The organism is Desulfovibrio sp. (assembly GCF_047607245.1).
Classification (GTDB): domain Bacteria; phylum Desulfobacterota; class Desulfovibrionia; order Desulfovibrionales; family Desulfovibrionaceae; genus Desulfovibrio.
On the sequence record NZ_JASGDK010000136.1, the window covers coordinates 1 to 12,233 of the forward strand.

Annotated in this window: 9 protein-coding genes; 6 read left to right on the plus strand and 3 right to left on the minus strand. The window is 57.7% G+C overall.

Features of this window, described 5'->3' with window-relative positions:
* Positions 1-198 precede the first annotated feature (198 nt).
* Together QM579_RS10770 and QM579_RS10775 are read left to right on the plus strand one after the other, a co-directional pair.
* A complete protein-coding gene (locus QM579_RS10770; protein ID WP_414999148.1) occupies positions 199-2,496 on the plus strand; it encodes an AAA family ATPase in 2,298 nt (765 codons plus the stop codon).
* 37 nt (positions 2,497-2,533) lie between these two features.
* Positions 2,534-3,214, plus strand: coding sequence for a precorrin-8X methylmutase (locus QM579_RS10775; protein ID WP_414999149.1), 681 nt, complete (start codon positions 2,534-2,536; stop codon positions 3,212-3,214).
* 1,201 nt (positions 3,215-4,415) lie between these two features.
* On the opposite strand, the gene QM579_RS10780 is transcribed toward QM579_RS10775, so the two are convergent.
* Entirely contained in the window at positions 4,416-5,381 is a 966-nt protein-coding gene (locus QM579_RS10780; RefSeq protein WP_414999150.1) for a hypothetical protein, read from the minus strand.
* A gap of 162 nt (positions 5,382-5,543) precedes the next feature.
* Between QM579_RS10780 and QM579_RS10785 the strand changes: the two genes are divergently transcribed.
* Positions 5,544-6,560 (plus strand): NAD-dependent epimerase, encoded by a 1,017-nt coding sequence (locus QM579_RS10785; protein ID WP_414999151.1) that lies wholly within the window; start codon positions 5,544-5,546, stop codon positions 6,558-6,560.
* Entirely contained in the window at positions 6,557-8,806 is a 2,250-nt protein-coding gene (locus tag QM579_RS10790) for a U32 family peptidase (RefSeq protein ID WP_414999152.1), read from the plus strand. The genes QM579_RS10785 and QM579_RS10790 overlap by 4 nt, the downstream gene beginning before the upstream one ends.
* Before the next feature lie 337 nt (positions 8,807-9,143).
* On the opposite strand, the gene QM579_RS10795 is transcribed toward QM579_RS10790, so the two are convergent.
* Positions 9,144-9,794: an NAD(P)-dependent oxidoreductase gene (locus QM579_RS10795; protein WP_414999153.1), complete on the minus strand. Its 651-nt coding sequence runs from the start codon at positions 9,792-9,794 to the stop codon at positions 9,144-9,146.
* Positions 9,795-9,805: 11 nt separating this feature from the next.
* Positions 9,806-10,315, minus strand: a complete 510-nt coding sequence (locus QM579_RS10800) for an ester cyclase (protein ID WP_414999154.1) — start codon at positions 10,313-10,315, stop codon at positions 9,806-9,808.
* 168 nt (positions 10,316-10,483) lie between these two features.
* Between QM579_RS10800 and QM579_RS10805 the strand changes: the two genes are divergently transcribed.
* Both QM579_RS10805 and QM579_RS10810 read left to right on the plus strand, forming a co-directional pair.
* On the plus strand, positions 10,484-10,867 hold the full coding sequence (locus QM579_RS10805) for a winged helix-turn-helix transcriptional regulator (RefSeq protein WP_414999155.1): 384 nt from the start codon (positions 10,484-10,486) through the stop codon (positions 10,865-10,867).
* Positions 10,868-11,239: 372 nt separating this feature from the next.
* Positions 11,240-12,233: tRNA1(Val) (adenine(37)-N6)-methyltransferase (locus QM579_RS10810; RefSeq protein WP_414999156.1), on the plus strand; the 994-nt coding region annotated here is incomplete at its 3' end.

The window sequence follows — 12,233 nt, forward strand, 5'->3', positions numbered from 1 at the left end:
CTAAAACCCATATTGCGGGCTCTGTCTGTAATGGGGAAACTTCTGCCTGGGATGCTGGGTGGTTATAAAATTTCGGCGGGATTGCGACTAGAAAGCAGATGAACGCAGATAATTGCACTCGCTTCGTCTGAAACACGCCTGTTATGCCGCATGTAGCGCAAAGAGATGGCGTTTCCGCCCCACGGCGGGTGGCTCCCCATGCGGTCGCTAAAACAGCGGCTGACCGCCGTCCTTACACCGTCAGTGCTCCCTTCTGCCCCTTCCTTGCGCCCCCTCGCAGGAGTAACGTCAAGCACAGCCGCCAATGGTCGCACTCAAGGCCTGGCGGCGCATCCCCGAGGCATCATGCACAAGGCACAGCAGCGCATCCCCGGCATCGTCATTGGCGGTACGGGCAGCAACACGGGCAAGACGACAGTCACCCTGGCCCTTCTGTGCGCGCTGGCTTCTCGTGGCCTTGCGGTTCGCGCCGCCAAAACCGGGCCGGATTACATAGACGCGGCCTTTCACGCCGCCATCACAGGCCAGCCAGCCGCCAATCTGGACACCTGGATGTGCCGCCAGCTTCCCCCCAATCCCCAGGAAAAGCCCCTTGCAGGCGGCAATCGTCTGCCGCAAGGCCTGCAAAACATCTTCAGTCGCATGTCGGCAAGCAGTGCCTCTGACGGTGCGCCGTGTATGCTGCCCGACATGCTGCTGATTGAAGGCGCAATGGGCCTTTATGACGGCGGACACCGTGGGGCTGGCAGCACGGCCCAACTGGCGGCCCTGCTCGATCTGCCCATCCTTCTGGTGTGCAGCGCAGCCGGGCTTGGCCAATCAGTGGCAGCACTGGTTGAAGGCTACTTGCGCCACAAACCGCAATGGTTGAATGAGCGCAGCACTCCCCCGCGCTTTCTGGGCGTCGTCTGCACCCACATAGGCAGTCCGCGCCATGCTGACATCATTTCAGACGCACTGAAGCCGCTGAAAAAATCTGACAATATCCCTCTGCTGGCCCTGCTGCCGCGTGCGGGCGCGCCCGAACTGCAATCCCGCCACCTTGGCCTTGTGGAAGCCCGCGAGGCCTTGCCCGCCCTGGACAGGGCAGCGCTCGCTCAATGGCTGGAAGACAATTGCCGTCTGGATGAACTGCTCAAATTGGCAGGCGTGGTCAGCCCCAAGGCAAAAGAAGCTACGGACCGGGATGCAAAAGAAACTGCCGGAAAAGCAAGAAAAAAAAATGACATTCAGCTTGGAGACACGGGCGGTACAGCGGCCTCTACCCCCGCGGAGAATCAGGCAAACTGTGACGGCCCCGTCACATCAAAACTGACGGCAGTGATGGCTGCCGCGCCTGTGCCCCAAAATGCTGTGCCCGAGAATGTTGCGGCAAAGGATGTTACGAGAACCGATACCCTGACAGCGCGTTTTTTTCCGTCGCGCCAGCCGGGCACAAAGACTATCCGCAAAACCGCAACACAGTCAGTCCCTCAAAACGCACGGGCTATTCTGGAAAACAGTTTTACCCAGCCTCTCCAGGCCTATGTGCCCGCACAAGTAAAGCAGGCATGCAGCAAACCACGCCCCATAGTCGGCATGGCATGGGACGCGGCTTTCAGTTTTTGCTATGCCGACCTACCCGCCTTGCTGACAGAGCTTGGAGCGGATGTCGTGCCCTTTTCTCCATTACATGATGCCGCGCCGCCCTCGGGCTGCACGGCTCTGTATTTTCCCGGCGGCTATCCGGAACTGCACGCCGAAGAGCTGGCAGGCAATGCCTCAATGTTACAGGCGCTGCGGGGGCTGGCGCATAAAAACCTGCCCATATATGGCGAATGCGGCGGCTATATCTACCTCATGCAGTCGCTGCGTCTGGAAGGCCAGTCAGACACGCGAAAATATGTCATGGCCGGGCTTTTACCCATAAGCTGCACCATTGGTAACAGCCGGACAGCCCTTGGCTACCGTGCCGCCCTTGCCCTGCCCGGCTGGCTCGGAAACGACGCCCGCCCTGCCCCGATGACACTTCCGCATACTCTGCCAGACGAAGCGCAGGCTGGTGTCATGCAGCCAAAGCACATGCTGAAGAGTGATGGGCAGCTAAACGACAGACAGCCCGACGACATGCAGACATACGGCATGCTGGCAGGTGGAGTGTTGGCAAACGGCGTGCAGCCCAATAACGTGCGAGCTGACGACCTGACAAAGGCCGACGACAAAAAGGCTCCCCCGGCAACGGACAGCCTGCCTATACAAAAAATTTTAGCCAGCGAACTCAGCTCTGCCAAACCTCTTTGGGTGCGCGGGCACGAATTTCACTATGCCCGTGAAGATGACGCCCCGCTGCCGCCCCACTGCGCGCGCCTCTGGCAGCTGCATGACAGCAAGGGCAGTTTTTTGCGGCAAGAGGGTTGCCGTTGTGGCTCTGTTGCCGGAACATGGCTGCATTGCTACCCTGAGGGATCGCGTACTTTCTGGCGGGCCTGGCTCAAAATGGCCACGCCTTTGCCGTAAACATCACGCCGGGGTTGCCCGGCCTGCCGAGGTTCACATGACACACAATCATCCGGTGGAGCTGGATTCAGCCTGTACGCCGCAAGATATCGAAAGCCGTTCCTTTGCCATCATTGACGAAGAACTGCCGCCGCCTCGCCCCTTTGAAGGCCCGCTTTGGCAGGTGGCCCGCCGCTGTATTCACACCTTGGGCGACACAGAAATCATCAATGACCTGCGCCTGAACCCAGCAGGACTTGAGGCAGGCGTGGCGGCTCTTATGCGGGGCTGCACTGTCTACACAGACACGCGCATGGCTGCAGCCGGGCTGCCCATGCGCCGCCTGACGCCGCTGGGCGTCACGGTTACGCCCATTATGGCCCTGCCGGGACTGGACGAGCTTGCCCGCGCAGGAGGCACCACGCGTTCGCGCGCAGGGCTGGAATCACTTGCCCAGCAGATGAGCGGGCACATTATGGTTATCGGCAACGCCCCCACTGCCTTGCTCGGCCTGTTGGACGTGCTTGAACAGGGCGCGCCGCCTCCGGCCCTTATCGTGGGCATGCCCGTGGGTTTTGTTAATGCGGCGCAAGCCAAAGAGCTGCTGCACCGCACCTCCTGGCCGCACTTTACTTTGCTGGGACGCAAAGGCGGTTCCGCTGTGGCTGCGGCCTGCGTCAACGCCTTGGCGGATATGGCCCTGGAACAGCGCGGGCTTGCTCACGCAGCAGCGCTGTAGGCTACGCCTTCCAAACCTACTACTGGCTCAGGAGGTTTCGTTTTTCCGCTTTGTCGATTTTTGTGGCGAACGCCGGGCGGGAAAGCATCAGACAACGGACGATGAAGAAGAAAAAATAACGTCGCTTTTATACAGACCGTTGTGCCCTGCGGGCACAACGGCTTTTCTCTTCTTTAGTCTTGCCGCCTACGCGGTGTGATGAGGAGAAAGAGGGACGTTACCTTTGCGGAGAAATTTGTGCCCTGCGGGCACGGCGGCTTTTCTTTTCTCTAGGTTTGCCGCCTGCGCGGCGGGCGGCAGATGGGGGCCTGTTAGGGGCTTCGCCCCCTTCGCGCCCCCCCCCTTGCATCTCCCTCGAAGCACCCCTGTTCTACCACGACCAATAAGTATTTTTTTTCGGGGCGGCTACGCACGAACCTCGCCGACGTGTCGGCTTCGGTTCTTTATGGCGCCGCCCCGGCGATAGCCTGTTTTTCGCCTGAAAAACTGTACCACCCCAGTTAAATTGCTTATGCAGCTGCGCCTGCTGACTTTGAAAACGCTGCTCTCGTCCCGGGCTCACTGACTCGCCTTAACAGGGCCAGATGGCCCAAACAGAGACTCTGGGGAAGTCCCGTGCCCGCAGGGTACTCCCTATGCCGCAGAAGCAACTTCCCTCTTTCCCACCCGCTTGCCGAGTAAACACCTGCCAAGGCACAACACCCTTCTCTCAATGGCCCCCCAATTTACGCGACAACCCATCCCCCCAAGCACCAGACGCTCCCAGCCCCTCATCCCGCGCGAAAGCCCACGATGGCATTGCGTGGCGCGCAGGGAGATCACCCGACCAGAGGGAGGGAAGCTCCCGAAGCAAAAGCCGCGCAGCCCTCGCGCAATGACGAAATATGGAAAGCCCTTGGAGGCTAAACCGTGGGAGTAGCGAAAAACGGAAAACTCAGCGGGGTCGTCCGGGGGGAGTGCAGAGGGGGCCTCGGAGGGGCGGCAGCCCCTAACTGGCCCCCATCTGCCGCCCGCCGCGCAGGCGGCCCAAACAAAAATTATGAAAAAACCCCGTACCCGCAGGGCACAAAATATTGCACAGTGCGATCTTAAACTCTTCAGTTCCTCGAACATTGAAAACACAAAAAAGCCGGATAAAGCACACGTTCAAAAACGTCGCTTTACCCGGCTTTTTAAATTCATGTTAAAAACTGCGCGCTGATCAGTTTTTTCCAGCCGCTGTACCGCCGTCAGGCCCATTCGCCCGCGTTTCAGGAGTAATAATTACAGCGTCTGTTATTTCTTCATCAGCAGAACCACCGGATACGCCATTTTCTGAAGCGTTTGTCGCAGACGGCGTTACCGCCGCATCCACATCCAGTACAGGGGGCAAAGCAGCCTGGGCATCGACCACGCGGGCCTCACCCAGGGCAAGGCGCTGTTCTTCGCTTTGCGGCAAAGGAATATAGTTCTTGTCCACCAGCACAATGCCCGTGCGCTCCAGAACCTCGCGCCGATAGGCGAATTCCTGCTGCATGCGGTGATGGCGGTAAACAAACATGCGGTGCACAAGGTAGCATATGGCTATCATAGCCGCTATGCTGCCAGCTATCCAGGGAATATAGGGAGTGAGGGACTGCCCAAGGCCCACAAGCGCCGAGAACGCGCCATCCACAAAAAAGAGCGCGGCCCCAAGCAGCAGAATGCCCAGCAACACAACGACAGTAGGTGCGTTACGGATGATGGCGTAAAACCGTTGCAGGCGTTCCGGCACCTGATCCGCATCGCTTGAAGCAGCGCCCGCTGCTCCGCCGATGCCGTCCGCATCGCGGGCCTCTCGCCCAAGAAAGTGTGAAACCCAGGTTCCGGCAAGGTGCACTATCAGTATTAACCCCACAGGAGCAAGAACGGCGGCCAAGGCCCAGACAAGCCAGGGAAAGCGCGCTAACGGAGGCCCGCCCGGCACTTCGGGCGCGGCATGCATGACACCGTAGAAAAAGGCTACCCCGCCCACCACCAGTTCCACAAAGAAAATGGCGATCATAAGATACAAAAGGGCATCTTTGTGCTGACCAGCGTACCAGGGCTGGCCGGATGTGGAGCGGCTTTTGGCGGCTCCGGCTTCCGCCTTGCTTTTGGCCCCGCTGGAAACTGTTGATTGGTGCTCTTTTTTATCGGCTGTCTGCATGCTTACCTCTGGTTGCGGAGCATACTTTGCCGCAGCCCATCCCGCAAGCCCCACATCCGGCATAAAGCGTACCCGAATGTAAAAGCATTCACAGTACGGCCTTCACTTGCTCACAGGCGGTATCTGTCTTACTTTGCCTGCATACAACTTCAGGAGTGGCATATGCACGTTCTGGTAACTGGCGCAGCAGGCTTTATTGGATACCACCTGACTGCGCGTCTGCTGGCCGATGGGCACAGCGTTGTGGGTATAGACAATTGCAATGATTACTATAACGTGCAATTAAAAAAAGACCGGTTGGCCCAATTGGCCGCCTTGCCGCAGGCCGGACGTTTTCGCTTTGAAGCCCTTGATCTGGCCGACGGGCCGGGCATGGCCGCGCTTTTTGCCCGTGAAGGCTTCACTCACGTGGTCAACCTGGCCGCGCAGGCTGGCGTGCGCTACAGCCTTATCAATCCTGAATCCTACCTCAGCGCCAACCTCGTCGGCTTTGGGCATATTCTTGAAGGCTGCCGTCAGAACAAGGTGGGGCACCTGCTCTTTGCCTCGTCGTCGTCGGTGTACGGCCTCAACACGGCCCAGCCCTATTCGGTACAGCATAACGTAGACCACCCTGTCAGCCTTTATGCGGCCACCAAAAAAAGCAACGAGCTTATGGCCCATGCCTACAGCCATTTATACGGCATACCCTGCACAGGCCTGCGGTTTTTTACGGTTTACGGCCCCTGGGGCAGGCCAGACATGGCCCTGCACCTCTTTACCACAGCCATTGTACGCGGTGAGCCCATCAAGGTTTTCAATCAGGGACACATGCGCCGCGACTTCACCTATATTGACGACATAGTGGAAGGCGTTGTACGCCTGCTGCCCCTGGCCCCCGGCCCGGACCCGTCCTTTGACCCTGCCGCCCCCAACGCGGCGACCAGTTCTGCGCCCTGGCGCATATACAACATCGGCAACAATCAGACGGTGGAACTCAACGACTTTATCGCCGCTCTTGAAGACGCCCTGGGCATGAAAGCCCACAAAGAAATGCTGCCAATGCAGCCCGGCGACGTACAGGCCACCTGGGCCGACATAAACGACCTCACCACACTTACGGGCTTTGCGCCCTCGACCCCTCTGCGCGAAGGCATAGCCCGCTTTGTGGATTGGTATAAAGAGTATTACAAAATATGAACGACATCCCTATCATTACCGGCGCTCCCACCCCGGCCCGGCCCGAAATTCTGGCGCCTGCGGGCGACACTCCTTCCTTTCTGGCGGCCCTTGCTGCGGGAGCAGACGCCATATACCTGGGCCTCAAGCATTTTTCAGCCCGCATGCAGGCTGAAAACTTTGGTCTTACCGAACTTTCGCGTCTTGCGGATCTGGCCCACGCGGAAAACGCCCGCGTGTATGTGGCCATGAATACCCTCGTCAAACCAGACGAACCCGCTGCCGCCTACCGTCTTATTTCGCGTCTGGCCTCGCAGGTAGGCGCAGACGGCCTTATTGTGCAGGACCTTGCCATGCTTGATCTGGCACGTCAGGCGGGCTTCAAGGGCGAACTGTCGCTTTCAACGCTGGCCAACCTCACGCACCCAGGCGCTCTTGTTGAAGCGAAAAAACTCGGCGCCAACCGCGTTATCCTGCCGCGTGAACTTTCCATTGATGAAATCCGCCTGATGGGCGAATCCTGTCCGGAAGGGCTTGATCTGGAACTCTTTGTCCACGGCGCGCTGTGCTACTGTGTTTCGGGGCGTTGCTACTGGTCCAGCTATATGGGCGGCAAAAGTGGCCTGCGCGGACGTTGCGTACAACCGTGCCGCCGGGTGTACCGTCAGGGCGGACCTGCCGCCCAGGCGCTTATCCGCAATGCGGAACGCGAAGAAATGGACCGCGCCCGTCAGGAACAGTCGCGCATGGATATTGCCCGCAAAGACCGCAAGGGCAACTTTGGCCGTGATGGACGCGATAGCCGGGACGGACGTGACGGGCCAGGACGCAGCCGCAATGAAACAGCCGCGTTTGCCCAGGGCCGCAGGTCGGGCAGGCAGAGTTCCATGCGCTCGCCGGGCCGCAAAGAACACAGCGGGCGCTGGTTCTCCTGCCTCGATCTCTCGCTGGACGTGCTGGCCAAAACCCTGCTGGATATTCCCCATCTCGTCTCCTGGAAGATCGAGGGCCGCAAGAAAGGCCCCCACTACGTCTATCATGTGGTGACGGCTTACCGCATGCTGCGTGACAATCCGGGCGATTCCAAGGCGCGCAAGACCGCCGAAGAAATTTTGCAGATGGCGCTTGGCCGCCCCGTCACGCGTGCGCGCTTTTTACCGCAAAAAGACAACGTGCCCACCACCCCTGACGGTCAGACCAACTCTGGCCTTCTGGCAGGCAAGATTCGTATTGAGCAGGACGGCAGCGTGGTGCTCAAGCCCCACCTTGAACTGCTGCCGCAGGACTATTTGCGCGTGGGTGTTGAAGACGAACGCTGGCACGCCACCCTGCCCGTAACGCGGCGCATCCCAAAGGGCGGCAGCCTCATCATCCGTCTGCCCAAACACAAGACGCCCAAGGCGGGCACGTCGGTATTTCTTATCGACAGGCGCGAACCCGAGCTGATGCGCATTCTCAAAGGCTGGCAGGCTCGTCTTGAGCAACTGCCCAGCCGCCAGAGCAAAGCGGTGGAAACCAACCCGCGCATGCCCGTACCCGTGAAAGCCAGACCCAGACCCGACATGTATGTCCGGTCCACCATTCCGCAGGGCAAGGAAATGCGCGGCGGAAAAAACCAGCTGCAGGCTCTTTGGCTGTCCCCGCGCAGCGCCGAAATTTCGCGCACAATGGTTTCGCGCATATGCTGGTGGCTGCCCCCCGTGGTCTGGCCCGGCGAAGAAGAAGCCCTGCGCCGCAGCATCGGCAGGCTTTGGCGTGAAGGCGCGCGGCACTTTGTTTGTAACGAACCGTGGCAGCGTGGGCTGTTTCCCGACAGTCTGGATGAAGATTCCGACCTGCTGGCAGGGCCGTTCTGCAATGCCGCCAATGCTCCTGCATTGGGCGTTCTGGCGGGCATGGGCTTTACCGGAGCCTTTGTCAGCCCAGAATTGCCCCGTGAAGACATGCTGGCCCTGCCCAAACAGAGTCCCCTGCCCCTCGGCGCGGTGATTTCAGGCTTCTGGCCTGTGGGCATAAGCCGCTTCGGCCTTTTGGGCGTCAAGGCCAACGAGCCTTTCCTGAGCCCTATGGGCGAGCCCTTCTGGGCGCGGCAGTATGGCGGCAATATCTGGATTTACCCGGGTTGGCCTATGGACCTCACTGCCAAACGTCAGGAAATGGCCGCTGCCGGATACGGCTTCTTTGCCCATATGCAGGAAAATCCGCCAGCCAGCTTGCCTGAAATGAAGCGTGAAAGCCTGTTCAACTGGGAAGGTTCGCTGCTGTAGCAGCCAGACTGCTTTCGGGATTACTTGGAAGATTATATGCCGCGCAGCGACCGGACGGTTATCGGATAAAACCCGGCAGCACGGCGGACTATCTGGCCCGGTTTGACGAATCTGACAAGCAACAGATGCTTCAATGATATTTGATGGGCATGACGTATAGGGGACTATATGTCATGCCCTCAATTTTTTGCATCTCGTACAGCAGTTTCGAGCTGGATTGGATTATGGCAAAATATTTGTGAAATAGTTACAACACTGCCTCTTCTGCCAATGCGTGATAAATAAAAAAGCCTCTGTAATCAGAGGCCTTTTTTATTTTCAAAACAAATATAGTTACCTATGTTCCCACCGTAAATCGCTCACGATGATGCCTGGGATTTTCAATTTCATCCAGCATAGCCAGCGCATAATCCTCCACACTCATGTAGCTGCGTCCGGTGGCAAGCTCTATAACCAGATTATCCTTCCCGGTGCGGTAGTTACCCGTGCGCACCCCTGCCTCAAGGATATTGGGCGGAGAAATAAACACCCAATCTATACTTTTCTCGGCCTGAAGCAGGTCTTTTATGGCCGCCGTTGATCGCGCCCCACCCTCATACTCCGGGGGGAAGAAGTAGCTGTTCATCAGTCGTACGCCAGGAGCCACCTCGGCGGTTCCCGCGCCGCCCACCGCCACCAGCCGCTCAATGCCAGCCTGTTTCACAGCTTTGATGATGCTTTGGGTTCCCCGTGTCTGCCGGGCAATGCGCTCTTGCACGGAATCTGAACGTGGAGGGGCAAAGGCGTGCACCACCACATCATAGCCAGCCAAGGCCTGTGCAAGCGCCTCGCTATCGTTCACGTCAATCTCCTTCACGGCAAGGACGCCGGACGGAGTTATTTTCTGCGGGCTACGGGTCAGAGCCAGTACCTGATGCCCACGTGCAACGGCTTCTTTACGTATTGACGTTCCTACAAAGCCCGTAGCGCCAATGATCGCTATTTTCATATGTTGCCTCGTTAGAACATAGTATTGCTGTTTTCCGCTTTTTCCGGCACCGGCTGGATAACGTCCCAATGCTCGACGATTACCCCGTCCTTCACACGAAAAACATCAAGAACGGCCTCGCCCCTATCCTTTGCGTCATTAACCGAGTGAACGTGCAGCCATACGATATCACCATCAACCGCACTACGTACTACACGCGCTCTGGATTGGGGATTCGCCTTGAAAAAATCCAGGTAGTAGGAAACAAAAGGTTCTTTTCCGTCCGGCACTGTGGGGTTGTGCTGTTTATAGTTATCTGCAACAACCTTTGCGGCTTCGAGCACCTGATGTTTGTTGAAAAACTTGTCGTAGAACTCCAGCACCAGAGTGCGATTGTTCTCCTCAGCCTTGAAATCACGCTCTGCTTGAGCGATGGCAGTTCCAGCCTGGGTCAGCAGAAAAATGGCGCCTGCAAGAAAGACTACTTTCAGAGACTTCATCATGTTTCTCCAGAGTGCAGATTGTTTGGGCGGGTTGCGCATGGCGTTCCGCAGATTTACCACTGGCAAATTTCAATGGTGTTATTTTCAGTCATGGTCTATAAATTAGACCTTCATTATAGCTAGCAAAACCTGCTGCCCCGCGCAAGATAGTCAGCGGAATAATATCAGGTCATTGTTTTGTGACCGCGCCATTGAAAGGGAATGGATATGAGCAACGAAAAAGCGCAACATGACGGGAGCTTTGAATTTGAGCAGCCGTGCCCCATAAGGGACGTGCTTGACCGGATCGGCGACCAATGGAGCCTGCTGGTATTAGAGGCTCTGGAGATTCAAACCTTGCGGTTCAACGAATTGGCGCGCGAAATCGGCGATATATCCAAGCAGATGCTTTCACGAACGTTGAAGCGCCTGGAGCAGGACGGTTTCATCCTGCGTACAATATACCCTGAAGTGCCGCCTCGTGTGGAATATCAGCTCACCGGCCTTGGCCGCTCCTTTCTTGTGCCCATGCAAACGCTGATCGTCTGGGCAGACTCCAATCACCACGCTATCTGTAATGCGCGTGTGCACTACGCCAGAAACGGCAAATGATGACCAAAAGGCCGTCTAGACCTTGCCGCCTTGAACCGCCAAAACCCTTGGGGGACTTCTGACGAAGGCATACCGTTGCAAGCTCCGCGATGCTTCGCCGTGCCCGCTGGTTTACGCTGCTTCTTTCTAAGTATAAGGTCAGATGGTTGGGCAACACTGTTTCAAACAGGCAGATCTTGAAGCTGACAACGTTATACTATTGAAATAATAAATTTTTCCTATTTGTCATTTCAAGTTAAAACAAGCTGGATCAAAGTATCTTTCAAAATGCGTATCTTCAAAAATTTATGGCGCATGCCGCGCTATTTCACAGTGTAATGAATCTTGCTGCTCTGACTCGCAAATGGCCCCCACTACCGGGCATATGTTACAATGCAGAATAGCCTGCCACAGCATATAATCAAGGCACGATCGCACTTTCCGCGCGGCCTGGAACAGCCGGAAGGCAGTTTGCGCTTCGGCGCAGACGCCCTTTTGCTGGCCGCTTTTGCTGCACGTTATCTGCCGCCGGAAAAGCGTCACCCCGGCGCGGCAAATGGCAACCCTTTTGTTGTGGCGGAGCTGGGTTGCGGTTGCGGAGCCGCCTTGCTGGGTCTGGCCATGCGCTGTCCGCAAGTATCCGGCCTGGGGCTGGAGCGTGAAAAACCGCTTGTTCAGGCGGCTGTGAACAATGCCGCTCTTCTCGGTTTGTCGGACCAACTGCATTTTGCCAGCCTTGACCTTGCGGATGGAGCAGCGCTGTCAGCCTTGCGTATTCCTGTTCAACTGTCAGCCACAATGGAGCCAAGGGCAGCCAGTCTGTCCCGCCACAAGGCGGGGATGGAGCAACAGGATTTAGTTCAACCAGCCAGCAGCAGGCTGGACATGGTTATGGCCAATCCCCCGTACGACAGAAAGGGGCGCCCTTCTGCCAAGAACATGCGTGAACACGCCCTGCGTGGCGTCTGCGCTGCTCATGGGCATAAAACAGCGCTGGATACCTTTTGCCGGGCTGCGGCCACGCTGCTGCGACATCAAGGACGTTTTTTCTGTATATATGATGCTCCGGCTCTGCCACGCCTGTGCGTGGCCCTGAATGCCGTCAGGCTTGGCGTAAGACGTATTCTGCCAGTACAGGCCCGTAAGGGCGAACCTGCCCTGCGTGTGCTTGTGGAGGCCCGCAAGAACGCTGCTCACGATACTGTGCTGGAAACGCCGCTGGTTCTGCACGATACACCTGATCCACCAGACAGATCAGGAACGCCGCACACGTTGGGCGCACAGGGAGCGCCCGGCATGTCAGACGCCAGGCGCCGGGCCGGGCCGGGCTGGTCCGCCGAAGCCCTGACCTTTTGTTCCTGGCTTGGCCCCGCGCCGTCTTCTGTCA

What these genes read in the sequence shown, in the direction of transcription:
- QM579_RS10805 (WP_414999155.1), top strand. Translation starts at nt 10,484, where the DNA reads ATGAGCAACGAAAAAGCGCAACATGACGGGAGCTTTGAATTTGAGCAG.
- QM579_RS10770 (WP_414999148.1), top strand. Translation starts at nt 199, where the DNA reads ATGCGGTCGCTAAAACAGCGGCTGACCGCCGTCCTTACACCGTCAGTG.
- QM579_RS10775 (WP_414999149.1), top strand. Translation starts at nt 2,534, where the DNA reads ATGACACACAATCATCCGGTGGAGCTGGATTCAGCCTGTACGCCGCAA.
- QM579_RS10790 (WP_414999152.1), top strand. Translation starts at nt 6,557, where the DNA reads ATGAACGACATCCCTATCATTACCGGCGCTCCCACCCCGGCCCGGCCC.
- QM579_RS10800 (WP_414999154.1), bottom strand. Translation starts at nt 10,315, where the DNA reads ATGCGCAACCCGCCCAAACAATCTGCACTCTGGAGAAACATGATGAAG.
- QM579_RS10795 (WP_414999153.1), bottom strand. Translation starts at nt 9,794, where the DNA reads ATGAAAATAGCGATCATTGGCGCTACGGGCTTTGTAGGAACGTCAATA.
- QM579_RS10780 (WP_414999150.1), bottom strand. Translation starts at nt 5,381, where the DNA reads ATGCAGACAGCCGATAAAAAAGAGCACCAATCAACAGTTTCCAGCGGG.
- QM579_RS10785 (WP_414999151.1), top strand. Translation starts at nt 5,544, where the DNA reads ATGCACGTTCTGGTAACTGGCGCAGCAGGCTTTATTGGATACCACCTG.